The sequence below is a fragment of the Rhizobium sp. 2YAF20 genome, assembly GCF_052114685.1.
Taxonomy (GTDB): Bacteria; Pseudomonadota; Alphaproteobacteria; order Rhizobiales; family Rhizobiaceae; genus Rhizobium.
On sequence record NZ_JBFRFF010000019.1, the window covers coordinates 61,817 to 85,875 of the forward strand.

The 24,059-nt window shown below is 61.2% G+C and carries 25 protein-coding genes; 20 read left to right on the forward strand and 5 right to left on the reverse strand.

Annotated features, from left to right (window positions below; all coding sequences use genetic code 11):
• Positions 1–34 precede the first annotated feature (34 nt).
• From AB4Z52_RS20615 to AB4Z52_RS20655, 9 genes are all read left to right on the forward strand, one after another.
• Positions 35–1,531 (forward strand): CoA-acylating methylmalonate-semialdehyde dehydrogenase, encoded by a 1,497-nt coding sequence (locus AB4Z52_RS20615; protein ID WP_442219778.1) that lies wholly within the window; start codon positions 35–37, stop codon positions 1,529–1,531.
• 141 nt (positions 1,532–1,672) lie between these two features.
• Positions 1,673–2,020, forward strand: coding sequence for a VOC family protein (locus AB4Z52_RS20620; protein WP_442219779.1), 348 nt, complete (start codon positions 1,673–1,675; stop codon positions 2,018–2,020).
• Positions 2,021–2,125: 105 nt separating this feature from the next.
• Complete coding sequence (rirA, locus tag AB4Z52_RS20625; RefSeq protein ID WP_442219780.1) at positions 2,126–2,614, forward strand: iron-responsive transcriptional regulator RirA; 489 nt, start codon at positions 2,126–2,128, stop codon at positions 2,612–2,614.
• Between the two features lie 303 nt (positions 2,615–2,917).
• Entirely contained in the window at positions 2,918–4,513 is a 1,596-nt protein-coding gene (locus AB4Z52_RS20630; protein ID WP_442219781.1) for an ABC transporter substrate-binding protein, read from the forward strand.
• A gap of 93 nt (positions 4,514–4,606) precedes the next feature.
• Positions 4,607–5,611 (forward strand): ABC transporter permease subunit, encoded by a 1,005-nt coding sequence (locus AB4Z52_RS20635; protein WP_442219782.1) that lies wholly within the window; start codon positions 4,607–4,609, stop codon positions 5,609–5,611.
• 9 nt (positions 5,612–5,620) lie between these two features.
• On the forward strand, positions 5,621–6,514 hold the full coding sequence (locus AB4Z52_RS20640) for an ABC transporter permease subunit (RefSeq protein WP_442219783.1): 894 nt from the start codon (positions 5,621–5,623) through the stop codon (positions 6,512–6,514).
• Entirely contained in the window at positions 6,514–7,527 is a 1,014-nt protein-coding gene (locus tag AB4Z52_RS20645; RefSeq protein ID WP_442219784.1) for an ABC transporter ATP-binding protein, read from the forward strand. The genes AB4Z52_RS20640 and AB4Z52_RS20645 overlap by 1 nt, the downstream gene beginning before the upstream one ends.
• Positions 7,524–8,477, forward strand: coding sequence for a peptide ABC transporter ATP-binding protein (locus AB4Z52_RS20650; RefSeq protein WP_442219785.1), 954 nt, complete (start codon positions 7,524–7,526; stop codon positions 8,475–8,477). Before AB4Z52_RS20645 ends, AB4Z52_RS20650 begins: the two co-directional genes overlap by 4 nt.
• 28 nt (positions 8,478–8,505) lie before the next feature.
• On the forward strand, positions 8,506–9,033 hold the full coding sequence (locus AB4Z52_RS20655) for a gluconokinase (protein WP_442219786.1): 528 nt from the start codon (positions 8,506–8,508) through the stop codon (positions 9,031–9,033).
• Here the strand turns inward: AB4Z52_RS20655 and AB4Z52_RS20660 are convergent.
• The 3 genes from AB4Z52_RS20660 to AB4Z52_RS20670 form a co-directional block, all read right to left on the reverse strand.
• Positions 9,030–10,277, reverse strand: coding sequence for an NAD(P)/FAD-dependent oxidoreductase (locus tag AB4Z52_RS20660; protein WP_442219787.1), 1,248 nt, complete (start codon positions 10,275–10,277; stop codon positions 9,030–9,032). The two genes, AB4Z52_RS20655 and AB4Z52_RS20660, sit on opposite strands and share 4 nt — an antisense overlap.
• Positions 10,278–10,365: 88 nt before the next feature.
• The gene (locus AB4Z52_RS20665) at positions 10,366–10,863 is read right to left on the reverse strand and encodes an isoprenylcysteine carboxyl methyltransferase family protein (protein WP_442219788.1); all 498 of its coding nucleotides are present in this window, start codon (positions 10,861–10,863) and stop codon (positions 10,366–10,368) included.
• Positions 10,860–11,912: a type III polyketide synthase gene (locus AB4Z52_RS20670; protein ID WP_442219789.1), complete on the reverse strand. Its 1,053-nt coding sequence runs from the start codon at positions 11,910–11,912 to the stop codon at positions 10,860–10,862. The genes AB4Z52_RS20665 and AB4Z52_RS20670 overlap by 4 nt, the downstream gene beginning before the upstream one ends.
• Positions 11,913–12,108: 196 nt before the next feature.
• Here AB4Z52_RS20670 and AB4Z52_RS20675 point away from each other — a divergent pair, with 196 nt between their 5' ends.
• From AB4Z52_RS20675 to AB4Z52_RS20700, 6 genes are all read left to right on the forward strand, one after another.
• The gene (locus tag AB4Z52_RS20675) at positions 12,109–12,645 is read left to right on the forward strand and encodes a tetratricopeptide repeat protein (RefSeq protein ID WP_442219790.1); all 537 of its coding nucleotides are present in this window, start codon (positions 12,109–12,111) and stop codon (positions 12,643–12,645) included.
• Positions 12,646–12,708: 63 nt separating this feature from the next.
• Positions 12,709–13,338, forward strand: coding sequence for an RNA polymerase sigma factor (locus AB4Z52_RS20680; protein WP_442219791.1), 630 nt, complete (start codon positions 12,709–12,711; stop codon positions 13,336–13,338).
• Positions 13,335–14,138, forward strand: coding sequence for an anti-sigma factor family protein (locus tag AB4Z52_RS20685; protein WP_442219792.1), 804 nt, complete (start codon positions 13,335–13,337; stop codon positions 14,136–14,138). The genes AB4Z52_RS20680 and AB4Z52_RS20685 overlap by 4 nt, the downstream gene beginning before the upstream one ends.
• Before the next feature lie 157 nt (positions 14,139–14,295).
• Positions 14,296–15,894, forward strand: a complete 1,599-nt coding sequence (locus AB4Z52_RS20690) for a Ppx/GppA phosphatase family protein (protein ID WP_442219793.1) — start codon at positions 14,296–14,298, stop codon at positions 15,892–15,894.
• Entirely contained in the window at positions 15,894–16,613 is a 720-nt protein-coding gene (locus tag AB4Z52_RS20695; RefSeq protein ID WP_442219794.1) for an RlmE family RNA methyltransferase, read from the forward strand. The genes AB4Z52_RS20690 and AB4Z52_RS20695 overlap by 1 nt, the downstream gene beginning before the upstream one ends.
• Positions 16,614–16,679: 66 nt before the next feature.
• Complete coding sequence (locus tag AB4Z52_RS20700) at positions 16,680–17,063, forward strand: VOC family protein (protein ID WP_442219837.1); 384 nt, start codon at positions 16,680–16,682, stop codon at positions 17,061–17,063.
• Positions 17,064–17,085: 22 nt separating this feature from the next.
• On the opposite strand, the gene AB4Z52_RS20705 is transcribed toward AB4Z52_RS20700, so the two are convergent.
• A complete protein-coding gene (locus AB4Z52_RS20705; RefSeq protein ID WP_442219795.1) occupies positions 17,086–18,510 on the reverse strand; it encodes a DHA2 family efflux MFS transporter permease subunit in 1,425 nt (474 codons plus the stop codon).
• A 257-nt stretch (positions 18,511–18,767) separates the two neighbouring features.
• Between AB4Z52_RS20705 and AB4Z52_RS20710 the strand changes: the two genes are divergently transcribed.
• The 4 genes from AB4Z52_RS20710 (at position 18,768) to AB4Z52_RS20725 (ending at position 22,490) form a co-directional block, all read left to right on the forward strand.
• Positions 18,768–19,637, forward strand: coding sequence for an MBL fold metallo-hydrolase (locus AB4Z52_RS20710; protein WP_442219796.1), 870 nt, complete (start codon positions 18,768–18,770; stop codon positions 19,635–19,637).
• 186 nt (positions 19,638–19,823) lie between these two features.
• Positions 19,824–21,329 carry an IMP dehydrogenase gene (guaB, locus tag AB4Z52_RS20715; protein WP_442219797.1) on the forward strand — a complete coding sequence of 502 codons (1,506 nt, stop codon included), beginning with the start codon at positions 19,824–19,826 and terminating at the stop codon, positions 21,327–21,329.
• 3 nt (positions 21,330–21,332) lie between these two features.
• Positions 21,333–21,902, forward strand: coding sequence for a hypothetical protein (locus tag AB4Z52_RS20720; protein ID WP_442219798.1), 570 nt, complete (start codon positions 21,333–21,335; stop codon positions 21,900–21,902).
• Positions 21,903–22,058: 156 nt separating this feature from the next.
• Complete coding sequence (locus AB4Z52_RS20725; protein ID WP_442219799.1) at positions 22,059–22,490, forward strand: MAPEG family protein; 432 nt, start codon at positions 22,059–22,061, stop codon at positions 22,488–22,490.
• Between the two features lie 90 nt (positions 22,491–22,580).
• Here the strand turns inward: AB4Z52_RS20725 and AB4Z52_RS20730 are convergent, their stop codons facing one another.
• Complete coding sequence (locus AB4Z52_RS20730; protein WP_442219800.1) at positions 22,581–23,534, reverse strand: LysR substrate-binding domain-containing protein; 954 nt, start codon at positions 23,532–23,534, stop codon at positions 22,581–22,583.
• 203 nt (positions 23,535–23,737) lie between these two features.
• Here AB4Z52_RS20730 and AB4Z52_RS20735 point away from each other — a divergent pair, with 203 nt between their 5' ends.
• Positions 23,738–24,034 carry a DUF1127 domain-containing protein gene (locus AB4Z52_RS20735; RefSeq protein ID WP_442219801.1) on the forward strand — a complete coding sequence of 99 codons (297 nt, stop codon included), beginning with the start codon at positions 23,738–23,740 and terminating at the stop codon, positions 24,032–24,034.
• Positions 24,035–24,059 lie beyond the last annotated feature (25 nt).

Below are 24,059 nucleotides of genomic sequence, written 5' to 3' on the forward strand. Positions count from 1 at the left end.
GCATCATTCAATAAATCCAAAAGGAGGAGATACCATGCGTGAGATCGGTCATTTCATTGGCGGCAAGCATGTTGCCGGCACCAGCGGACGCACAAGCAACGTCTACAACCCTGCCACCGGCGAAGTGCAGGCAACCGTCGCGCTTGCCAGCGTCGGCGAGCTGCGCGCGGCCGTCGAGAATGCCAAGGCAGCCCAGCCAAAATGGGCCGCAACCAATCCGCAGCGCCGCGCCCGGGTCTTCTTCAAGTTCGTCGAGCTTCTGAACACGCATATGGACGAGCTCGCCGAGCTTCTTTCGCGCGAGCATGGCAAGACCATCGACGATTCCAAGGGCGACGTCGTCCGTGGTCTCGAAGTCTGCGAGTTCGTCTGCGGCATCCCGCATCTGCAGAAGGGTGAGTTCACCGAAGGTGCCGGCCCGGCGATCGACATGTATTCCATGCGCCAGGCGCTCGGCATCGGCGCCGGCATCACCCCGTTCAATTTTCCGGCGATGATCCCGATGTGGATGTTCGCGCCGGCGATTGCCTGCGGCAACGCCTTCATCCTCAAGCCCTCCGAGCGCGATCCGTCCGTGCCGATGCGCCTTGCCGAACTGATGATCGAAGCCGGGCTGCCGGCCGGCATCCTCAACGTCGTCAATGGCGACAAGGCCGCCGTCGACGCGATCCTCACTGATCCCGATATCGGCGCCGTCTCCTTCGTCGGCTCCACGCCGATCGCCCGCTATGTCTATGGCACCGCCGCGATGAACGGCAAACGCGCCCAGTGCTTCGGTGGCGCCAAGAACCACATGATCATCATGCCGGACGCAGACCTTGACCAGGCCGTCAACGCGCTGATGGGCGCCGGCTACGGCTCGGCCGGCGAGCGCTGCATGGCGATCTCGGTGGCAGTTCCCGTCGGCGAGGACACGGCAAACCGTCTCGTCGAGAAGCTGACGCCGAAGATCGAGGCGCTTCGCATCGGTCCCTATACCGATGACAAGGCCGACCTCGGCCCGCTCGTTACTAAGGAGGCCCACGCTCGCGTCACGGGTCTTATCAATCGCGGCATCGAAGAGGGCGCAAAGCTCGTCGTCGACGGCCGCGACTTCAAGCTCCAGGGCTATGAGGATGGCTATTTCGTCGGCGGTTGCCTGTTCGATCATGTCACTCCCGACATGGACATCTACAAGACCGAAATCTTCGGACCGGTCCTCTCGGTCGTGCGCGCAAAGAACTACGAAGAAGCGCTCGATCTGCCGATGAAGCACGAATATGGCAACGGCGTCGCCATCTATACCCGCGACGGCGATGCTGCGCGCGATTTCGCCTCGCGCATCAATATCGGCATGATCGGCATCAACGTGCCGATCCCGGTTCCGCTCGCCTACCACTCCTTCGGCGGCTGGAAGGCTTCGAGCTTCGGCGATCTCAACCAGCATGGGTCCGACTCGATCAAGTTCTGGACCAAGACCAAGACGATTACCGCGCGCTGGCCCTCGGGCATCAAGGACGGTGCTGAATTCGTCATGCCGACGATGAAGTAAGCGCTGAACCAGACCAGTAGAATTGAGAGCCGCCGCCATCGAAAAGCGGCGGCTCTCGTCTTTTAGAAGTACTTACCTTTCTCAGCCTTGCAGCCTCGCCTGCGAGATGTTAGAACAAAAGGCGAACGAGAGGAGCTTGACATGACCGGCAACTACCAGATTGACTACATCGAATTTCCATCGACGGATGGGCTGAAGACCCGCCGTTTCTTCGAGGAAGCATTCGGATGGAATTCCGTGAGCTACGGCCCGACCTACCACGCGCTCGAGGCCGCCGGCATCGAGGCTGGAATCCAGGGCGACAGCCAGGAGACGACGGTCGCTCCGCTTCCGATCGTCAGAACCGAGGATCTGGAGGCAGCGCAGCGCGCGGTCGAACTCTCCGGCGGCGTGGTCACCCGTCCCGCCTTCAATTTCCCCGGCGGTCGCCGATTCCACTTTCGCGAACCCGGCGGCAGTGAGATGGCGGTCTGGATCGCGATACCGTGAGGATCGGCTTCGCCATAACGTGACTGCAGATTTCATATTTTGGAATTGTTCAAAACTAGGAAAGGTCCTATATAGCACCCGTAAGGCCGCGATCAGGAGACTCACATGCGTTTGACGAAGCAGACCAACTACGCAGTTCGCATGTTGATGTATTGCGCTGCCAACGATGGTTACCTCAGCCGCATCCCGGAGATCGCCAAGGCTTACGGCGTTTCCGAGCTGTTTCTTTTCAAGATCCTCCAGCCGCTGACCAAGGCAGGTCTTATTGAGACGGTTCGCGGCCGCAACGGCGGCGTGCGTCTGGGGCGCTCTGCCACCAAGATCAGCCTCTTCGACGTCGTCAAGGTGACCGAGGATAGTTTCGCCATGGCCGAATGCTTCGAAGATGGCGCCGTGGAATGCCCGCTGGTCGATAGCTGCGGCTTGAACTCAGCGCTGCGCAAGGCACTGAACGCCTTCTTTGACGTGCTTGCCGAATATTCGATCGACGATCTCGTCAAGGCGCGTCCGCAGATCAATTTCCTGCTCGGCATCACCGATCGGGATCACAATGCTCTCAACAAGAGGGTTGCGTTCAGCATCCCCGCAGCCTGATCGTCAACGTCGATCGGCGCATTATCAACTGCGGTTGTCTCGGCAACCGTGGTTTTCGTTTCTACATTAATATTAGGAAAACCTAATTTATTGCACAAACGTCAAAAATGGCCTTCTTTTTGTCCGATTATTGCCAATCCACCGCCATTTTTATCGGAAATTTCCTAAAGTGAACCATTTGGAAAATTTTTCGCCGGTCCATGTTGCTTTCATAAATTAAATATCGTTCCATCTGCCCGTCGTTCCGGATTGTGATGCCCGGAAACCACAACTTTAAAACAAGAACAAACCTGGGAAACGAACATGAAAAAGATCTCTGTCCTGATGGCAGTGACCGCCTTGGCTTCGGTCATGGCGACGTCGGCTTGGTCAAAAACGCTTGTCTATTGCTCGGAAGGATCGCCGGAAGGCTTCGATCCCGGGATCTATACCGCCGGTACCACGTTCGATGCGTCCTCGCGCACCGTTTACAGCCGCCTTGTCGAGTTCAAGCACGGCAAGACCGAGATCGAACCTGGCCTTGCGGCGAGCTGGACTGTTTCCGACGATGGCAAGGAATATACCTTCAAGCTTCGTCCGGGCGTGAAGTTCCAGACCACCGATTACTTCACTCCGACGCGTGATCTCAACGCCGACGACGTGATCTTCTCCTTCGAGCGCCAGCTCAAGGCCGACAGCCCCTGGGCCAAGTACGTCTCCGGCGGTTCCTATGAATATGCAGCCGGCATGGGCTTCCCCGACCTTGTCAAGTCGATCACCAAGGTTGACGACCTGACGGTCAAGTTCACGCTGAACAAGCCGGAAGCGCCGTTCATGGCCGATCTCGCCATGGACTTTGCCTCGATCATGTCGAAGGAATATGCCGACAAGCTGGCAGCCGACGGCAAGATGACGCAGCTGAACCAGCAGCCGCTCGGCACGGGCCCCTTCACCTTCGTCGCCTACCAGCCGGATGCCGTCATCCGCTACAAGGCCAACGAGACCTACTTCAAGGGCAAGGAAAAGATCGACGACCTCGTCTTCGCGATCACGCCCGATGCATCGGTTCGCGCCCAGAAGCTGAAGGCGGGCGAATGCAACGTCATGCCGTATCCGAACGCAGCCGATATCAAGGATCTCAAGGCCGACAAGAGCCTCAAGGTTCTCGAAGAGCCGGGCCTGAACGTTTCCTACCTCGCCTACAATGCGCTGGTCGCACCGTTCGACAAGGCGGAAGTCCGCAAGGCGCTGAACATGGCGATCAACAAGCAGGCGATCGTCGATGCCGTCTTCCAGGGCTCTGCCCAGGTCGCGACCAACCCGATCCCGCCGACCATGTGGTCCTATAACAAGGACATCAAGGACGACAAATACGATCCGGACGAAGCCAAGAAGATGCTCGAAAAGGCCGGCGTCAAGGACCTCAGCATGAAGATCTGGGCAATGCCCGTGTCTCGCCCCTACATGCTGAACGCCCGCCGCGCTGCCGAGCTGATGCAGGCTGACTTGGCAAAGATCGGCGTCAAGGTTGAGATCGTCTCCTATGACTGGGCTCAGTACCTGAAGCTCTCGTCTGCCAAGGACCGCGATGGCGCAGCCATCCTCGGCTGGACCGGCGACAATGGCGATCCGGACAACTTCCTCGACACCCTGCTCGGCTGCGATGCCGTCGGCGGCAACAACCGTGCGCAGTGGTGCAACAAGGAGTTCGACGAGCTGACGAAGAAGGCCAAGCGGACCGCCGACATCGGCGAGCGGACCAAGCTTTACGAACAGGCGCAGGTCGTCTTCAAGAAGGAAGCCCCGTGGGCGACGCTTGATCACTCGACCGAATTCGTCCCGATGAGCACCAAGGTTTCCGGCTATGTGCAGGACCCAGTCGGCGTTCATCGTTTTGACGGCGTCGATATCGCCGAATAAGAAACATTATGCAAGAATGCCCGGGAAAGCCGGGCGCAACCGGCGGTCAGGAATTATTTTTCCTGACCGCCGGAAAAATATTGGACACCTGCCATGTTGCGATTTCTGTTTGGGCGCCTAGCGGTGCTGATCCCGACATTTATCGGCGTATCGATCATCGCCTTTTCCTTCATCCGCCTGCTTCCGGGCGATCCGGTCATGCTGATGTCCGGCGAGCGCGTGATGGCGCCGGAGCGCCATGCCCAGATCATGCACGATCTGGGCTACGACCGCCCGATCGTGATGCAGTATCTGAGCTATCTCAATAACATCGTCCACGGTGATCTCGGTGTTTCGCTCTTCACGAAGAAGCCTGTCCTGACCGAGTTCTTCACCTTCTTTCCGGCGACGCTCGAGCTGTCGATCTGCGCCATGATCCTGGCGATCTGTCTTGGCATGCCGGCTGGCGTCTTTGCCGCCGTCAAGCGCGGCACCTGGTTCGACCAGGGCGTCATGGGCGTCGCCCTCGTCGGCTATTCCATGCCGATCTTCTGGTGGGGCCTGCTGCTGATCATCGTCTTCAATGGATATCTGCACCTGACCCCGGTGTCAGGCCGCATCGGCCTCATCTATTTCTTCAAGCCGGTGACCGGCTTCATGCTGATCGACAGCCTGCTGTCCGGCCAGAAGGGCGCCTTCGGGTCGGCTGTCAATTCGCTGATCCTGCCGACGATCGTGCTCGGCACGATCCCGCTCGCCGTCATCGCTCGCCAGACGCGCTCGGCCATGCTCGAGGTTCTCGGCGAGGATTACGTCCGCACCGCCCGCTCCAAGGGGTTGTCGCCGGCACGCGTCATCAACGTCCATGCACTGCGCAATGCGATGATCCCGGTCGTCACCACCATCGGCCTGCAGATCGGCGTGCTGCTTGGCGGCGCGATCCTCACAGAGAGCATCTTTTCCTGGCCCGGCGTCGGCAAATGGATGATCGAGGCGGTCTTCAAGCGCGACTATCCCGTCGTGCAGGGCGGTCTGCTGTTGATTTCGTGCATCGTCATGTTCGTCAATCTGGTCGTCGATCTTCTCTACGGCTTCATCAACCCCCGTATTCGTCATTAGGAGCGGCTCATGAGCGTGGCTATTGCCAAATCTGACCGACCCTCCGCATTGGCGGAGTTCTGGTATTACTTCTCGCGCAACAAGGGCGCGGTCGTCGGCCTAGCGATCTTTCTCTTCGTGCTGCTGCTGGCGATCTTCGCCCCGCTGGTCGCACCGCATGATCCGATCCTGCCTTACGGCGGCGCGTCGCAGCGTTTGCCGCCGGCATGGGCGGAAGGCGGCAACGGCTCCTTTCCGCTTGGCACGGACGCCAACGGCCGCGATCTCATGTCGCGCCTGATCTATGGCACGCGTTTCTCGCTGTTCATCGGCCTCGTCGTCGCCTCGCTGTCGGCGCTCGCCGGCATCCTGATCGGGCTTGTCGCCGGCTATGTCGGCGGCAAAGCCGATACGATCATCATGCGCCTCATGGACATCATCCTCGCCATTCCATCGTTGTTGTTGGCGCTGGTGCTGGTTTCCATCCTCGGCCCAGGCCTTACCAATGCGATGATCGCCATCTCGATCGTCAATCAGCCGCATTTCGTGCGCCTCACCCGAGCCTCGGTTTTGAGCGAGCGTGACAAGGAATATGTAATTGCCTCCCGTGTCTCCGGCGCCGGCAATGTCAGGCTGATGTTCAAGACGATCCTGCCCAACTGTCTCGGCCCTTTGATCGTCCAGGCAACGCTCGCCTTCTCGTCCGCCATTCTTGATGCGGCAGCGCTAGGGTTTCTCAACATGGGCGCCCAGCCGCCGACGCCGGAATGGGGTACAATGCTCGCCGACGCCCGGGAGTTCATTCAGAGCAATCCATGGCTTGTGACCTTCCCCGGCCTGTGCATTCTCATCACCGTCCTTGCCATCAACCTGATGGGCGACGGCCTGCGCGACGCGCTTGATCCAAAGCTGAAGAGGTCCTAATGCCGCTTCTCCATATTGAAAATCTCACCGTCGAATTCCAGACATCGTCCGGCTTGTTTCGCGCCGTCGACGGCGTGTCGCTCGGCTGCGACAAGGGTGAAATCCTCTCCATCGTCGGCGAGTCCGGCTCCGGCAAGTCAGTGTCGATGCTGGCGCTGATGGGTCTGTTACCCTGGACGGCGAAGATCACCGCCGACCGTATGTCGTTCGACGACAAGGACCTGAGGCAGTTGTCTGCGCGTCAACGCCGCAAGATTATCGGCAAGGACATGGCGATGATCTTCCAGGAGCCGATGTCGAGCCTCAACCCCTGTTTCACCGTCGGCTTCCAACTGGGCGAAACCTTGCGGGTTCACATGGGACTCAATCGCCAGGAGCGTCGCAATCGCTCGATCGAGCTTCTGCAACTCGTCGGCATTCCTGCCCCGGAGGAGCGTCTGTCGGTTTATCCACATCAGCTTTCGGGCGGCATGAGCCAGCGCGTGATGATCGCCATGGCGCTCGCCTGCGATCCGAAGCTCCTGATCGCCGACGAGCCGACAACGGCGCTCGACGTTACCATCCAGGCGCAGATCCTCGACCTGCTCGTGCGGTTGCAGCAGGAGCAAGGCATGGCGCTGGTCCTCATCACTCACGACATGGGTGTGGTGGCCGAAACCGCCGAGCGCGTGCAGGTCCAGTATGCCGGCCAGAAGGTCGAGGAGCAGTCGGTGAAAAACCTGTTTCGCGATCCGCATCACCCCTATACCGCAGCCCTTCTATCGGCACTGCCCGAGCGGGCCGTCGTCGGCCAGCGGCTGCCGTCGATCGCCGGCGTCGTGCCCGGCCAGCATGACCGGCCGACCGGCTGTCTCTTTGCGCCGCGCTGTTCGTTCGCGACTGCGGAATGCGACCGCGGCGTCAAGCGCCAGGCCCCCGAGCTAGGGTCGGCACTTTGCAACTATCCGTTGAAGGACGGCAAGCCGCTCGGTCACCCGAGCCTTATGGCGCTATCCGCGGGAGGCCTCGCATGACCGACGCAATTCTCGAAGGGCGCGATCTCGCCCGTTTCTACAACGTTAACCGCGGCATGTTCAAACCGGAAGCGACCGTCAAGGCGCTGAACGGCGTCAGCTTCAGCCTCTATTCCGGCAAGACGCTCGCCGTGGTCGGCGAATCCGGTTGCGGCAAGTCGACGCTTGCCCGTCTCGTTACGATGATCGAGGACCCCACGGCAGGCGAACTCCTGATCGACGGCAGGCCGGCCCGCATCGGCGACCCGAGCTTGCGCAGCCTCGTCCAGATCGTCTTCCAGAACCCCTATGGCTCGCTCAATCCGCGCCAGAAGGTCGGCTCCATTCTCGAAGAGCCTCTGAAGATCAACACAAGCGACAATTCTGCAACGCGCCGCCGCAAGGCCGAGGCGATGATGGAGCGCGTCGGGCTGAGGCCGGAGCACTATGATCGCTATCCGCACATGTTCTCCGGCGGCCAACGGCAGCGCATCGCCATTGCCCGGGCGCTGATGCTGCAGCCGAAGGTGCTGGTGCTCGACGAGCCCGTCTCGGCACTCGATCTGTCGATCCAGGCGCAGGTGCTTAACCTGCTGATGGATCTACAGAAGGAGATGGGGCTTGCCTATCTGTTCATTTCGCATGGCCTGTCGGTCGTGCGTCACATCGCCGACGACGTGATGGTGATGTATCTCGGACGACCGGTCGAAACCGGCACGGCGGCCGAGGTGTTCGCCCATCCGCGCCATCCTTATACCGCGGCCCTTTTGTCCGCGACGCCGATCGCCGATCCCGAGCGCGAGAAGAACCGCATCCGCCTACAGGGCGAGCTGCCGTCGCCTCTCAAACCGCCGACCGGGTGTCACTTCAATCCGCGCTGCTGGAAGGCCCAGGATGTCTGTCGCAAGGTGACGCCCGAGCTTTCGGGTGAGGGGACGCAGCATTTTGCCTGCTACTTCCCACTGGATTGAAGCCGGTATTGCGACTGACGGAGCGAAAATGCTAAGCGGAGAGAAGGCTTTAGCCGCAATCATCGTCATGGGGGTCAGCGGCAGCGGCAAAACTTCGGTTGCCGAGGCTCTTGCGAAAGCGCTTGACCTGCATTTCGTCGAGGGTGATGCGCTTCATCCGGCGTCGAATGTCGAAAAGATGAGCCAGGGCATCCCGCTCACCGATGACGACCGCATGCCGTGGCTCGATCTCATCGGGGCCGAGATTGCAGCGGCGATCGAAGAGGGCAGGGGGATCGTCGTCTCCTGCTCGGCGCTGAAGAAGATCTATCGCGACCGACTTCGCCGGGAGGCCGGCGGCCCGCTCTATTTCGTTTATCTGGAAGGCTCCAAGGCGCTGCTCCTGTTGCGGCTGAGCGCCCGCAAGGGCCACTTCATGCCGCCGTCGCTGCTCGAAAGCCAGCTCCAGACGCTGGAGGTTCCGACCGGAGAGCCCGGCGTCGTTACCGTCGGTATCGACGCCACGGTCGAAGGCATTGCCGCCGCCGCTGTCGAGGCTCTCGCAGCGCTCCCTTAAGGAGCAAAACGCTCCGGCGCATAGGCCGAGATGTCGATGAACGGCTTTTCGCCGGTGATCAATTCGGCAAGCACGCGGCCAGTGACCGGACCAAGCGTCAGGCCGTGATGGGCATGGCCGAAGGCGAACCACAGGCCCTCGTGGCGTGGCGCCTTGCCGATGATGGGCATCATGTCAGGCGTGCAGGGGCGAGCGCCCATCCATGGTTCCGGATCGAGCCGCTTGCCGAGCGGAAAAATCTCGCGCGCGACTTTCTCGGCCCGGTCGAGCTGGACCGGCGTCTTCGGTGCATCCCGCCTGGCGAATTCTGCGCCGGTGGTCAGCCTTATCCCCTGGTTCATTGGCGCCAGGAAATAGCCGCGCTCCTTGTCGAGCGTCCAGTTGTTTAGCACCGCATTGCCTTCGGTGGCATAGTGCATGTGGTAGCCGCGCTTGACCCCAAGCGGAAAGCTGTAACCGAGGCGATAGGCAGCGGTATCGGCCCAGGGGCCAAGCGCCAATACCGCATCGTCCGCCTCGATAGACCCTTCGGAGGTCATGACCTTCCAGCCGCTGCCGAACTGGCCAAGCGACGCCGCATCGCCATTCACAAACCGGCCGCCGAGGCTTTCGAAATAGCGGAGGTAAGCGCTGGTCAGCCCCAGCGGGTCGAGCACCGACCACGGGTCGCGCCAGCGCAACCCGCCGATGAAGGGACCGGAAATATTCGGCTCGATGCGGGCGATATCCTGCGCGCTCAGTGCTTCGTAATCGACACCGAATTCCCGCCGCAGCCGCTCGGCCTCGGTCAGTTCCTCGTCGCGCTTCACGTCGGAACGGAAGATTTCCATCCAGCCATCCTTGCGGATCAGCGCTTCTGCCTGCGAGGCAAGGATCAGGTCGCTGTGTTCCAGCACCGAGTTCTCGATCAGCGGCGCATAGGCGCGCGAAATCATTTCGTGCCGCTTGGAGTTGGAGTTCCACCAGTACCGGGCAAGAAAGGCGAGCTGCCCCGGTAGCGCCCGCATGTGATAGGCCGCGTCGATGCGATTGTTGATGGCGTAGCGCAGAAGCAAACCGAGCTGCTGCGGGAAGCCGTAGGGCACGACGCCTTCGCGCTGGATCAGCCCGGCATTGCCGTAGGAGGTTTCCTTGCCGGGTGTCTTGCGGTCGATCAGGGTGACCTGCCGGCCCCGCCGCTGGAGATGAATTGCCGTCGATACGCCGACAATGCCGGCGCCAAGTACAAGTGCGTCTTTGCTCATGATTCCCTGCGGTCTTCCCGGTCGTTTCAACTTGCGAAAATGCCTGTCGAACCGCTGGTGCGCAAATGAAAAATATGATTGTTCAAGCTTAAGGTATATTGCCGGCAAGGGCTGCGTTTTCCTCGCGGATACGCACGCCCAACATCGCGGCATTCAACAGGGAAAAAGCCAGTGCGTAATAGGCAAGTCCGAAGGCTAGCGGCAGCACGGCGATCTCGCCAATGACGATCGCATAATTCGGATGATTGAGAAAACGGTAGGGTCCGGAATGCACCAGTGGCGCACCGGGCAGCACGATGATCCGCGTCGTCCAGCGGTCCTTCAGCGTCGCCAAAACCCAGACGCGCAGCAACTGCAACATCACGAAGACCGCTAACCAGAAGAGACTGATCGGGCGGCCGGGGGCGGCCACCCAGAGCCCCGCGAGCCAGAACGTGTGCAGTATGACCATATAGGGATAATGCTCGGCGCCGACCTCTCGTCCGCCCCTGGCAAGGAGCAACAGCGTGTTGCGCCGTGCATGAAACAGCTCGGCGAGCCGTTGCAGCGTCACGAAGATTAGGAGAGCCAGTGAGGGCCACATCATGCAACGCTCCTCAAGGTGACGCAGCTTGCTGTGAATCCCGGCCCCATGGCGATCATCGCCGAGCGACGGGGCAGGCCGGCGGCGATCGCCCGCTGCAACACGAACAGGACGGTCGGCGACGACATGTTGCCGTAATTCCTGATGATGTCGCGTTCGTGGTCGAGAGAACCAGGCTCGAGCGCGAATGCGGTCTCGAGCGCGGCGAGCACTTTGCTGCCGCCCGGATGGCAGATGAAGCGGTCGATATCGGCGATCGTAAGGCCTGCCCGCGCGAGGATGGTGCTGACGGCGGGCTTGATATTCTCCAGAGCAAACGCTGGCAGCGATTGTTCGAGGATGATGCCGAAGCCGGTGTTGTCGATCTTCCAGCCCATGATCCCGAGAGTATCGGGAAAGAGATGCTCGCCGCTCGATTCTACCTCCGCCAGTCCCTGGCTTTGCGTGCGCAGGATGCAGGCCGCCGCACCATCGCCGAACAGAGCCGTTGCGATGATGTTCGGGCGGGTCAGCTCGTCGAGCCGGAACGCAAGCGAGCATAGCTCGAGGGTGACGAAAAGCACGGTCGCGCCGGGGCGGCTCTTTGCCATCCGGGAGGCGATGGCAAAGCCGGAGACGCCGGCAGCGCAGCCGAGCCCAAAGATCGGCACCCTTTCGATGTCGCTGCGAAAGCCGAGATAGCCGGCAAGCCTTGCCTCCAGGCTCGGCGTCGTGAAACCGGTCGAGGAAACGGTAACGATGCAATCGACATCGGCAGCGTTGAGGCCCGCCCGGTACAGCGCCTCCGTCGTTGCCTTGACGAAAAGCTCGCTCGCAACCTGCGCATAGGCCTCCATCCGATCTTGCCAGCCATGGGGCTCGCAGAACCATGAAAGCGGACGAGCGGCATGCCGCTTGAAGATGCCGGCATTGTCAAAGACCCGCGCCAGAAGCTTGAAATCCGCGTAGCGATCCGAAAAAAGCCGAGCCGCCGTCTGGCCCGCATCCGATTGAAAAATAACATGCTCGGGATTGGCCACTGCCAGGCTCACGAGCTTAACGGTATCGGTCACTCTCAATCTCCTTGGTGTCCCACCCGGGCACAGGCTCAAAACACTTCTACATCAGGAAATATTCGCAAGCCCAGGTTCACGATAGCGTGATGGGTGCAGACGCTCCGAGGCGAAGAAAAATAGCGATCCAACCGAATAAACCTGGGGGATGGGGTGTTCTCCAGCCGCAACATTCATTTTGCCAAGGAGAAACTTGATGACGACCACAGCAATCCGCCTCGCCTCGATCGCGCTTGGTACCTGCCTGACGCTCGGTGCCTTCACCATTCCCGTGCTTGCCGCAGGCGACAGCTCGAGTACGACGCCGACCTGCAAGAAGGGTGAAATCTACGATAAGAAGACCCAGAAGTGCGTCAAGCAGCAGGGCGCCAACGTCACCGACGAAAACCGCGCCGACTACGCCTATTCGCTGGCCCAGGAAGGCCGCTATGAAGAAGCGCTTGCCATGCTCGACACGCTGAAGGACCAGAATACCGCTGAAGCCTTGAACTATCGCGGCTACGCCACCCGCAAGCTCGGCCGCACCGACGAAGGCATCTCCTACTATCTGAAGTCCGTCCAGCTCGATCCGAAATACGCAAAGGTCCGCGAATATCTTGGTGAAGCCTATGTCATCAAGGGCCAGGTCAACCTTGCCGAGGATCAGCTGAACACCATCAAGTCGATCTGCGGCACGAGCTGCGAAGAATATCAGGATCTCCACGAGGCCATCCAGGACCCGTCGAAGATCTGACATCGGCCCCGCCGACATCGGTGGGCAGGGCAAGGTTATCGACGTCTGTGAAAGGTCGTATGCGTGTCAGTCGCTCATTTCCCGTTTCCTGCCTATATTAGGGCCAAAGCGGAATCGCCGGCGAGACCGGCGGTTTTCAAGGCACAAGTCGGTGTGGAGGATGTCATCGCCAACGAAGACGATATCAGAGCGGGGCTTTCGCAACATTTGGCACGGCTGTGGCGTTACGGCATCGTGCTGTCGCGCCAGCGTGACGTCGCCGACGACCTCGTCCAGGCAACCTGCGTCAGGGCGCTGGAGAGAGCCGGCCAATATATCGCCGGCACCCGCCTCGACCGATGGCTGTTCTCGATCCTGCATTCGATCTGGCTGAACGAGGTTCGTTCGCGGCGGGTGCGCATGGGGCAGGGCTTTGTCGACGCTGACGAGACACTGGTTTTCGACGGCGCACACGAAACGGAGACGCATATCCTCGCCGGCCAGGTTTTGCAGCATGTGCAGGCCCTGCCGGAAGCGCAGCGCACCGCGGTGTTCCTTGCCTATGTGGAGGGCCTGTCCTATCGCGAGGTCGCCGATGTCTTGAATGTTCCGATCGGAACCGTGATGAGCCGGCTGGCGGCCGCCCGCGCCAAACTGGCCGAAGGGCTCGCGCCGGCGAACGGCGCAAGACTGTCGAATGGGGGACGCGAATGAGCGAACAGGATAAAAAAACATTGCCCTGCGACGAGATGCTGGTTGCCTTCATCGATGGCGAGCTGGATGCCGCGCAGAGTGCGGAGATCGAGAGATTTATCAACGCAGACGAGAGTGTGGCCGAGCGCGTCGAATTGCTGTCGCGCAGCGATCTGCCCTATACCGAGGCCTTCGCCCCGCTTTTGACTGCGGCCCCCGCTGCGAAACTCAATGCCATGCTGGCCGCCATCCCGCCATCGAAGCCACAGGGGGCATCCGCCTCCGGCATGAACCGCCGCGGCTTCCTTGCTGCCGCTGCCGCTTGCCTTGTCGCCGGGATTGCGATCGACAGGGGGATCATCGAAGTCAATCGCAGCGTGACAAAACCGGACGAGAGCGCCGAGTGGCGTGCCGTCGTTGCCGAATATCTCGGGCTTTACACCACCGATACGCTAGGCGCGCCTGCAGGCGACAGGGCAGCGCAGGTGGCACAGCTCGATCAGGTCGGCTCCAAGCTGGGTATGGTCCTCACGCCCGAAACTGTGGCGGTACCCGGTGCCGATTTCCGCCGGGCGCAGCTGCTGGAATATGACGGCAAGCCCCTGGCGCAGATTGCCTACCTCGATCCCGATGACGGTCCTATGGCGCTCTGCATCGTCCCCTGGCAGGCCGGGGCGAAAGAACCCGATATGGAGCAGCGGCACGGCATGAATGTCGTCTATTGGTCGAATGCCACCCACGCTTTCATGCTGATCGGCCATTCGACCGCCGACCGGTTGAAAACAATGGCCGATGGCGTTCGTGCCCGATTGGCCACTTGAACGGCCGGTCGTCGGGCCTGGCGGATAACCAAGTTCGCATGCGCCAAAAACAGTTTGGCGAAAACACGTCCTGCTGGTATTCTCGCGCCAACGAAAATCGAATGAGCGCCTGCTGCATGCCTCAAACGGCCTTGCGCGGCGCGATGGAAAAAGACACGTGAGAGACCCCGTAAGCGGTGAAAAGCCGCAATCAGGCGGGGCGTCGGTGGCAGAAGAGCGCAGGAAGGGCAAATCCTCCCGGCGCGCAAAGCGTAAACGTGGCGGCAACGCCCGCGATCCCGCTGTTTCTGCCGTGCCCAGTCAGGCTGGAAATCCTGGTTTGACGGCGACGCGCCCGGAAGAAAACAGCACAGGTTCCTTAGCGCGCAAGCGAAAGCGGCGCCGACGCTCGCACGGCTCGCCGCACGATGGCGCTCCAAAGCCTATCCAGACGTTGGAACATGCCGCAGTTGCCCCGGCCGAGCCGGTCTCGGCAGAGCCTGATCACGCGTCGTCTGCCAAGAGCACCAAGCACCGGCGCAAGCATCGCGGCAAGCGTGGATTGCAGGGTCGTCCGCTCGTCCATGAGAAGCCGCCGCAGATCGTCGCTCCGACGCCCGGCAGGCCGGGCGAGCAGGCGCATGAGCATGGCGATCATCGAGGCCATGAACGTCCGCACCAGGCTCAGCGCCACGACGGTTTGCAGCAGCAGCAGCGCAATCATTCGGACGGCGAGAACCATCGTCCGGTCGATCTTTATGCAGCGCTCGACCTCGGCACCAACAATTGCCGCCTGCTGATCGCGCAGCCGACGCGACCGGGTCAGTTCCGCGTGGTCGATGCCTTTTCCCGCATCGTGCGGCTGGGCGAGGGGCTCGGCGCCAGCGGGCGGCTTTCGAGCGACGCGATGGACCGCGCCGTCGAGGCCCTGCGCATCTGCGCTGCCAAGCTGAAGGCCCGTGAAATCCGCCGTGCCCGCCTGATTGCCACCGAAGCCTGCAGGGCCGCGGAAAACGGCGAGGCGTTCCTCGCGCGGGTGATCGAAGAGACCGGCCTCGATCTCGAAATCATCGATCGCGAGACGGAAGCCCGCCTTGCCGTCTCCGGCTGCTCGTCGCTGGTCGGTCCGGAGGCGCGCTCTGTCGTTCTCTTCGATATCGGCGGCGGTTCCTCCGAAATTGCGGTCATCCGCATCGACGACAATCGCTCCAGCCGCCTTGCAAATCATATCACCCATTGGACGTCGCTGCCCGTCGGCGTTGTGACCCTGTCCGAACGCCATGGCGGGCGCGACGTGACGCCGACCGTTTTCGAGGCGATGATCAATGAAGTCGAAGCGATGCTCGACAAGTTCGAATGCCCGCCTGTTGCCGGCGCCTCGCTCGACAGCGCCGATTTCCATCTAATCGGCACATCGGGGACGGTGACGACGCTTGCTGGTGTCCATCTCGATCTGCCGCGTTACGATCGCCGCAAGGTCGACGGCGTCTGGCTGTCCGATGACGAGGTGACGGCGATGCAATCAAAGCTGTTGTCCTGGGATTTTGCCGGGCGCGCTGCCAATCCGTGCATCGGCCCGGATCGCGCCGATCTGGTGCTGGCCGGCTGTGCAATCCTTGAGGCCATTCGCCGCCGCTGGCCGAGCCCGCGCATGCGTGTCGCCGATCGTGGCCTGCGCGAGGGATTGCTCACCGATATGATGGCCGACGACGGCGTCTGGCGGCGCGGTCGCTCGCGTCGCGGCTATCGTCCGAGAGATTTGAAAGGGCCGAATTGATGACCAAGCCACCGATCGGCGGTAACCGTACCGGACGCAAGCTCGGCCAGCGCGTGCTGAAAAAAAAGATGAAGGCCTCGTCGAGGCAGTGGCTGCATCGCCATATCAACGACCCCTATGTGCAGCGCGCGCAGCTGGAGGGCTATCGCGCCCGCGCCGCGTTCAAGCTGCTGGAGATCGATGAGAAACATCATATCCTGAAGGGCGCGCGTCGCATCATCGACCTCGGCGCTGCCCCAGGAAGCTGGTCGCAGATTGCCGCCAAAGTGACAGGCTCGACCGATGAGGATGTCCGCGTCGCTGCCATCGACTTCCTGGAGATGACGCAGCTGCCTGGCGTCAAGATCCTGCAGCTCGACTTCCTCGATCCTTCAGCACCGCAGATGCTGCTGGACGCCGTTGGCGGCGCACCGGACCTCGTCATTTCAGACATGGCGGCCCCAACGACCGGCCACCACCGCACCGACCATTTGCGCACCATGCATCTCTGCGAAGTCGCAGCGCATTTCGCGGTCGAGGTGCTGGCCGAAGGCGGCCATTTCCTGTCGAAGACCTTTCAGGGCGGCACAGAGCGTGATCTCCTGGCTCTGCTGAAGCAGAATTTCAAGCAGGTCGTCCATGTCAAACCAGCTTCATCGCGCGCGGAATCAGTCGAGATGTTCTTGCTGGCCAAGGGCTTCAAGGGCCGTAAGGCGGACGGCGAAGCAACAGATGCTTGATTTAGAGGCCGCTTTCGTTCGATGATGCAATTTCGATCGGCGTTTCAGTCTGCGTAATAATTGACCATGCTCCTCTACGTCACCTTAGGCACCAACAACATCGACGAGGCGCGTCGCTTTTACGACGCGGCTCTGCCGATCCTCGGCTATCGACGCCAGCGCGATTCCGAAGAAGAGATCGGTTATGCCGCTGACGGCGACAGCCGCTGCCGTCTTTGGATCGTACTGCCCTTCAACAAGCGCCGGGCGTCGATCGGCAACGGCTCGATGGTGGCGCTTGAGGCGACCACGCGCGCAGGCGTCGACGCGTTTCATGCGGCAGCGCTTGCAAGTGGCGGCGTCGACGAGGGCGCGCCCGGCCTTCGCTCCTATCACGCCCATTTCTACGCGGCCTATGTCAGGGACCTCGACGGCAATAAGATCAGCGCCGTCTGCGAAAGCCCGGAATAGGTTTCCCCATATCTGAAAATCGTTATTCGGCCGCCGGCTGGACAGGCGGTAGTGGCGCCGTGTCCTTCAAGCTGGGCTTATGGCCTGAGACCAGCGCGCCGGCGCGGCTGTCCATGCGGATGAACGGGATCGTTGCAACCACCGTCAGGATCGAGATTGCGAAGAAGGCGATATGGAAATCGACCACCTGCAGCGACGTTCCGCTGACATATGTCGTGGTTTCGAGGATGGCGGCGGCGACCGCGACACCAAGCGCCAGGCTGATCTGCTGCATGACCGAACTCATCGAGGTCGCCTGGCTCGCCTGTCTGTCGTCGATATCGGCAAAGGCTAGCGCGTTGATGCCAGTGAAGAAGAACGAGCGTGAGAATCCGCCGACGAGCAGTACGGCGATGATAATCAGATGCGGTGTCGTCGGCTCGAACAAGCCGGTTGTGATCGTCGTCAGCGTCGTGACGCCGGCCGCCGAGAGCAGCGCAGTCTTAAAGCCGACGGCTGCGAATACCCGCTTGGCGATGAACTTGGTGCTGATCGCCCCGATCGCGCCGGCAAAGGTGATGAGACCGGACTGGAACGGATTGAGCCCGAAGCCGAGCTGCAGCATCAGCGGCGTCAGGAACGGCATGGCCCCGATGCAGATGCGAAACAACGTTCCGCCGGTCACCGAGGCCCTGAAGGTTCCGTTGCGAAGCAGCGTCAGGTCAAGGATCGGCGCCGGGTGACGCCGCGCATGGCCGATATAGAGAAAGCCGCAGACGAAACCGATGACGATGGAGGCGATGCCGATCACGGGTGGGAGGGCCGGCAAGCTGACGACCGACATGCCGAAGACGATGCCCGCAGCGGCAAAAGACGTCAGCAGGAAGCCCGTAAAATCCAGTTTTGGCGGCCTGGTTGCCTCGACCTCCGGCAGGAAGATACTGGCAAGCGTGACGCCGACGATGCCGACCGGAACATTGATGAGAAAGATCCAGTGCCAGGAAAAATAGGTGGTTATGAAGCCGCCGAGCGGCGGCCCGGCCAGCGGCCCGACAAGTGCCGGAATGGAGAGCAACGCCATCGCCGACACCAGGTCGCTACGCTTCGTCGTGCGCACCAGCACCAGTCGCCCTACAGGCGTCATCATCGAGCCGCCGAGCCCTTGCAGGAAGCGCGAGCAGACGAACTGGATAAGGTCCGAGGACATGGCGCAAAGAACCGAGCCGACGACGAAGACGCAGATCGCCAGGCGGAAGATGCGCTTGGCGCCGAAGCGATCGGCCATCCAGCCGCTGATCGGAATGAAAACCGCGAGCGCCACCATGTAGGAGGTAAGGGCAAGCTTCAGCGTGATCGGCCCGACATGAAGATCCGCCGCGATCGACGGCAGCGCCGTCGCGATTACGGTAGAATCCATCTGTTCCATGAAAAGGGCAACGGCAAGGATCAGGGGAACGATACGATTCATGAGGCCTTTTGCCTTGGATGGTGTGGTCATCTGGAAGGCGCTACCAACGCAGCCTTCGCTCTGTAGTCCTCCTCGCCGCCGCTGCCAATCCCTGAAATCGATGGGTAGCCGCAGCAGGATCAAGTCTTCGTGAGATCGCCCGCCGCCCCATGTATTCATGCAGGTTTGACATATGCCAAGCGCATCGAAATGCTAAACGCATCCCAATGCTTGCGCTAAGCGGCGCCTTGGAAGAGACATCAGGAGATAGTGCGGACATGACTGCAGCAATACCCCAGGTTCATCAGTTCAAGCTGGGTTCCTTCAAGTTCACCGTTGTCCGGGATGGCGGCAGCGTCCTTGAAAAGCCCTGGGAGACATTTGGTTCCAACCAGTCGCCGGAGATAGTTCAGGCGCTCTTGGCCGACAACTTCCTGCCGACCGAGAAACTCGTGAACAGCTATTCTCCCACGCTCATCGACACTGGCTGCGAGGTGATCCTCGTCGATACCGGCTTCGGGGCAGCGGGTCGCGAGAGGGGGTCCGGCATGCTTCTGGCCGGACTGAAGGCGGCGGGATATGCGCCGGAGCAGATCACCGTCGTGGCGCTGACGCATCTGCATGGCGACCACATCGGCGGCATCATGGAAAACGGCGCGCCGACTTTCCCGAATGCCAGATATGTCGGCGGCCAGCTGGAATATGATTTCTGGACCGACAAGGCGCGCGAGGGTACGCCGGGCGAAGGCAACCACAAATCGGTTCTGGCCAACGTTGCACCGATTGCCGACCGCATGAGGTTCATCAAGGAAGGCGATCAGGTCGTAAGCGGCATAACGGCATTGCTTGCGTCCGGCCACACGCCCGGCCACATGGTCTTCCATATCGAATCGGAAGGCAGGCAGCTCGTCATGACCGGCGACACGGCCAATCACTACGTCTTGTCGCTGCAGCGTCCGGACTGGGAAGTCCGCTTCGATATGGACAAGGCGGAGGCAGCGCGGGCCCGCAACCGGATCTTCGACATGATAGCCAAGGATCGCATCGCCTTTCTCGGCTATCACATGCCGTTCCCGTCTGTCGGCTTCGTCGAGAAGCTGCCGATCGGGTTTCGCTACGTGCCGAAGACCTACCAGTTCGATCTCTGAACGGGTCGCAATTGCCGGAAAGCGACATCGCGATGACGGCGCCGTCGCGATATGCTTTTGCTATTCCCTTCCTGTCATAGACGTGTTACGAGCCCTCGCCAACTTCCTAGCAACTTTTGCAAGCCCGCCCGGGCGGACGATTCGTTCCGGAGCGCTCCTGCTTTTTCTTAAATGAAGGAATTGGCCATGGCCCGCATCATTGAAACGGCAACCGGATTGGAAGCCCTGACTTTCGACGACGTGCTCCTGCAGCCGGGGCACTCCGAAATCATGCCGGGCCAGACGAATGTCGCAACGCGAATCGCCCAAGACATCGAGCTCAACCTGCCGATCCTGTCGGCGGCGATGGATACCGTCACCGAAGGGCGTCTCGCGATCGCCATGGCGCAGGCTGGTGGCCTCGGCGTTATCCACCGCAATCTGACCCCCATCGAGCAGGCCGAGCAGGTCCGGCAGGTCAAGAAATTCGAAAGCGGCATGGTCGTCAATCCGGTGACCATCGGCCCCGATGCGACGCTCGCCGATGCTCTCCATCTGATGAAGACCTACCATATCTCGGGCATTCCAGTGGTCGAAAGCCCCGGCAGCGGCACAAAGAAGCCGGGTCGCCTCGTCGGCATCCTTACCAATCGCGACGTCCGCTTCGCCTCCGATCCGACCCAGAAGATCTACGAGCTGATGACGCGTGAAAACCTTATCACCGTCAAGGAAAACGTCGATCAGCAGGAGGCCAAGCGTCTTCTCCATTCTCACCGGATCGAGAAGCTGCTCGTCGTCGACGGCGAAGGCCGCTGCGTCGGCCTCATCACCGTCAAGGACATCGAGAAGTCGCAGCTGAACCCAAATGCATCGAAGGATTCGCAGGGCCGCCTTCGCGCCGCTGCCGCCATCAATGTCGGCGATGACGGTTTCGAGCGCGCCGAGCGCCTGATCGAAGCCGGTGTCGACCTTCTCGTCGTCGATACCGCCCATGGTCATTCGCAGCGCGTGCTCGACGCCGTCACCCGCGTCAAGCGCCTGTCGAACTCGGTGCGCATCATGGCCGGCAATGTCGCCACATATGACGGCACGCGGGCTCTGATCGATGCAGGCGCCGATGCCGTCAAGGTCGGGATTGGCCCGGGCTCCATCTGCACCACCCGCATCGTTGCCGGCGTTGGCGTTCCACAGCTGGCGGCGATCATGTCCGCCGTCGAGGCGGCGCGGGCCCAGGATATCCCTGTTATCGCCGACGGCGGCATCAAGTTCTCCGGCGACCTTGCAAAGGCGATCGCTGCCGGCGCGTCCGCCTGCATGGTTGGCTCTCTGCTGGCCGGAACCGACGAAAGCCCGGGCGAGGTCTACCTCTATCAGGGCCGCTCCTTCAAGGCATACCGCGGCATGGGATCTGTCGGCGCCATGGCGCGCGGTTCGGCCGACCGCTATTTCCAGGCCGAAGTTCGCGACACGTTGAAGCTGGTGCCGGAGGGCATCGAGGGCCAGGTTCCCTACAAGGGCCCGGTATCCGGTGTACTGCATCAGCTCGGCGGCGGCCTCAAGGCGGCGATGGGCTATGTCGGCGGCAAGGACCTCAAAGACTTCCAGGAACGCGCCACCTTCGTGCGCATCTCCGGCGCGGGCCTGCGCGAAAGCCATACCCACGACGTGACGATCACCCGCGAAAGCCCGAACTATCCCGGCGGCGGCTCCTGATAGATGCCGGCGCATCGCGGACCGTCGAATGGGCTTGTCATCGGTCTGGCAGTGCTCTGCCTCGCGCTCTTAGGCTGGATTTATCTGGGCTTCGTCATCCCGTTTCGCGCCGCCGCGGCAGGGCGGGAACTGCTTGATGTCAGGATATCCGGTTATGAGACCGGTGATGTCCTGTCCATGCTCGATTTTCTGCGCGGTCACCCAGATGCGGCGGCAATACAGCATTCGCTCTATCTCGGCCCGGAACTGCTCTTCCCGGCGCCGTTGACGATGCTGTTGATTTTGCTGCTGCGGCTTGCCCGGCCGGGCGGCTCATTCTTCGGACGCCAGATTCCCGCTGCGGTCATCTCAGTGATCTTCCTGTTGCCCGTGCTTTACGGGTTCGCAGACTACGCGGAAAACATCGCCAGCCTGCTGCTGTTTCCGCCTTCAACACCGTCCGATGCCACCGTCGCGGCGCTCTCGCACGCGCTGCCAATCCTCGTTCGGCTGAAATTCGCAGCGCTCGCCATCACGCTCATTCTGCTGATCCGCTTCACAGTCCTGCGCGGCCCGCCTTCCGACGCGCCCTGATCAAGGCGGCCGGCGCTTCGTCCTTTCGCAAGGTGTGACAGTATGACAGGCCATTTGCCGTTGGTTTACGGCGGATGGCCTGTCCCGGCCTCTGGCAGGGGAGAATATTTTCGACTAGTGGTCATGCGGTGTTCAAGAGCCCACGGAGTCCGCCGCATGACCGGCTATGAAATGTTCTGGCCCATCGTGGCGCATGCCGTGCTCGTCATCATTCTTTATGGATTGCTCAGCATTCGCCGCTCCGCTGTCGTCAAGGCCGGCAAGGCCGCTCCGCATCAATTTCGCGAGAACCGCGACGAGCCGGCCGAGAGCCTGGTCGTGCGCAATAGCCTCGCCAACCAGTTCGAACTGCCCGTCCTCTTCTATGTCATCTCGATGATCCTCTACACGACGCAGGCGGATAATCTTCCTGCCTTGGCGCTTGCCTGGCTTTTCGTGATCAGCCGCTACGCCCACGCCTATGTGCATGTGACCAGCAACAACCTGCGCTATCGCGGCCCGCTCTTTGCGCTGGGTTATCTCGCGGTGGTGGGAATGCTGGTCTGGCTGGCGGTGTGGCTGACCTTTTCCACGGCAAACCCGTTGTAGTCAGGCAGCGGCCCTAGATGCCGCATGCCCCTCACCCTATCCCTTCTCCCCGCCGACAGGCCGGATGAGGGGCTGCCCGACTTCTGGATATCACCAGCTCGGCAACACCTGCCCGGCCCTTGCGCGCGGATGATAGCGGTTGAAGGTCTTCGTTTCCCCGTCGAGATCGTCGTCGACCGATGCCGGTGTGATGTTGTCGAGACAGGCCGAGATATGGGCTGTTATGGCATTCATCAACGAGGCGGAAACGCCGGGGCGTTTCATGATGCCGATCTGCACTGGCGGCAGCGAAGGAAAACCGTCCGCCTGGCTCAGCACCTTCATGCCGGTTCGAAGCGCCGATTCCGGCATTACTGAGACGGCCATTCCCGCAAGCACCGCAGCGGCGACCACAGTGCAGGACCAGCTGGTGAACAGCACCTGATAGTCCCGCCCGACCGCATCGAGCGAGGAACAGGCGACCTGACGCCACTGGCAGTCGCGACGTCCGACCGCAAGCGGCACCGGCGCGTCGTCGCGCAGCGGATGGTTGGCGGAGCTTACCCAGCAGAGCGGCTCGGTGCGCACCACATCCGAAATGCGCTCGCGCGGATTATGCGTGACGAGCGCGATATCGAGCTCGCCTTTGCCGATCTTTTCGGCCAGGTCGACCGAGGGTTCGCAGACGATGTAGAGCTCGACATTCGGATGGGTCTTGGCGAAGCGGCCGATGATTTCGGGCATGTAGCGGTCGGCATAGTCGTCCGGCGTGCCAATGCGCAGCGTCCCCTCTAGCCGATTGTCGTCGAAGGCGGCGATCGCTTCGTTGTTCAGCCGGATGATGCGGCGAGCGTAGTTCAAAAGCTTCTCGCCCTCAGCTGTCAGCCGGTTGCCGCGTCCGTCCTTGATGAAGAGCTGCTTTCCGACGCGCTCCTCCAGACGCCGCATCTGCATCGAAACCGCGGACTGCGTCTTGAAGACCCGGTCGGCGGCTTTCGTGAAGCTGCCGGAGTCGACGATGGCGATGAATGTCTGCAACTGGTCTAGGTCGAGCGGCGATGCCATAGCGGTCACCTATAAGAGAGGTTGATACTTACCATTAGAAACATTCGTTGGACTGATCAATAGCGTTTTGGCATCTTCCAATTGCAAATCAAGAAAGCAATCCGGACGGCCTTCTGCCTATCCGGTCGGTTTTAGCCTTTCGTCCTCCGTGGATAGCCTCGGAGGAGAAGGGTCATCGCGTGCCTGCAGGAAAGGATACCCAAATGCGCACGACAGAACGGACAATGGACCTCGGTCTCGCAAAGCCCACTTCATCGCTGATTGGGCGCCTGACGCTCGCTTTCGCGAAGGTGGCTTCCGTCTGGCGCGTTCTCCGCAATCGACGCGAAGTCAACGGCTTGAACGAACTCACCGACAGCCAGCTGAAGGATATCGGGCTCACCCGACATGACCTGGAAAGCGCTCTGACGACGTCGACCTTCTTCGAAGACCCGTCCGCGCACCTGACGAATTCGCGCCGTCGCTCTCGTCTCTCATCCTTCGGTTCCATGCGCTACTGAACCGAAGGCAGTGTTTCCCCGCAGG

What these genes read in the sequence shown, in the direction of transcription:
- AB4Z52_RS20710 (WP_442219796.1), top strand. Translation starts at nt 18,768, where the DNA reads ATGACTGCAGCAATACCCCAGGTTCATCAGTTCAAGCTGGGTTCCTTC.
- AB4Z52_RS20660 (WP_442219787.1), bottom strand. Translation starts at nt 10,277, where the DNA reads ATGAGCAAAGACGCACTTGTACTTGGCGCCGGCATTGTCGGCGTATCG.
- AB4Z52_RS20640 (WP_442219783.1), top strand. Translation starts at nt 5,621, where the DNA reads ATGAGCGTGGCTATTGCCAAATCTGACCGACCCTCCGCATTGGCGGAG.
- AB4Z52_RS20735 (WP_442219801.1), top strand. Translation starts at nt 23,738, where the DNA reads ATGCGCACGACAGAACGGACAATGGACCTCGGTCTCGCAAAGCCCACT.
- AB4Z52_RS20635 (WP_442219782.1), top strand. Translation starts at nt 4,607, where the DNA reads ATGTTGCGATTTCTGTTTGGGCGCCTAGCGGTGCTGATCCCGACATTT.
- AB4Z52_RS20685 (WP_442219792.1), top strand. Translation starts at nt 13,335, where the DNA reads ATGAGCGAACAGGATAAAAAAACATTGCCCTGCGACGAGATGCTGGTT.
- AB4Z52_RS20730 (WP_442219800.1), bottom strand. Translation starts at nt 23,534, where the DNA reads ATGGCATCGCCGCTCGACCTAGACCAGTTGCAGACATTCATCGCCATC.
- guaB (WP_442219797.1), top strand. Translation starts at nt 19,824, where the DNA reads ATGGCCCGCATCATTGAAACGGCAACCGGATTGGAAGCCCTGACTTTC.
- AB4Z52_RS20645 (WP_442219784.1), top strand. Translation starts at nt 6,514, where the DNA reads ATGCCGCTTCTCCATATTGAAAATCTCACCGTCGAATTCCAGACATCG.
- AB4Z52_RS20725 (WP_442219799.1), top strand. Translation starts at nt 22,059, where the DNA reads ATGACCGGCTATGAAATGTTCTGGCCCATCGTGGCGCATGCCGTGCTC.
- AB4Z52_RS20615 (WP_442219778.1), top strand. Translation starts at nt 35, where the DNA reads ATGCGTGAGATCGGTCATTTCATTGGCGGCAAGCATGTTGCCGGCACC.
- rirA (WP_442219780.1), top strand. Translation starts at nt 2,126, where the DNA reads ATGCGTTTGACGAAGCAGACCAACTACGCAGTTCGCATGTTGATGTAT.
- AB4Z52_RS20695 (WP_442219794.1), top strand. Translation starts at nt 15,894, where the DNA reads ATGACCAAGCCACCGATCGGCGGTAACCGTACCGGACGCAAGCTCGGC.
- AB4Z52_RS20655 (WP_442219786.1), top strand. Translation starts at nt 8,506, where the DNA reads ATGCTAAGCGGAGAGAAGGCTTTAGCCGCAATCATCGTCATGGGGGTC.
- AB4Z52_RS20720 (WP_442219798.1), top strand. Translation starts at nt 21,333, where the DNA reads ATGCCGGCGCATCGCGGACCGTCGAATGGGCTTGTCATCGGTCTGGCA.
- AB4Z52_RS20700 (WP_442219837.1), top strand. Translation starts at nt 16,680, where the DNA reads ATGCTCCTCTACGTCACCTTAGGCACCAACAACATCGACGAGGCGCGT.
- AB4Z52_RS20650 (WP_442219785.1), top strand. Translation starts at nt 7,524, where the DNA reads ATGACCGACGCAATTCTCGAAGGGCGCGATCTCGCCCGTTTCTACAAC.
- AB4Z52_RS20665 (WP_442219788.1), bottom strand. Translation starts at nt 10,863, where the DNA reads ATGATGTGGCCCTCACTGGCTCTCCTAATCTTCGTGACGCTGCAACGG.
- AB4Z52_RS20675 (WP_442219790.1), top strand. Translation starts at nt 12,109, where the DNA reads ATGACGACCACAGCAATCCGCCTCGCCTCGATCGCGCTTGGTACCTGC.
- AB4Z52_RS20620 (WP_442219779.1), top strand. Translation starts at nt 1,673, where the DNA reads ATGACCGGCAACTACCAGATTGACTACATCGAATTTCCATCGACGGAT.
- AB4Z52_RS20705 (WP_442219795.1), bottom strand. Translation starts at nt 18,510, where the DNA reads ATGAATCGTATCGTTCCCCTGATCCTTGCCGTTGCCCTTTTCATGGAA.
- AB4Z52_RS20630 (WP_442219781.1), top strand. Translation starts at nt 2,918, where the DNA reads ATGAAAAAGATCTCTGTCCTGATGGCAGTGACCGCCTTGGCTTCGGTC.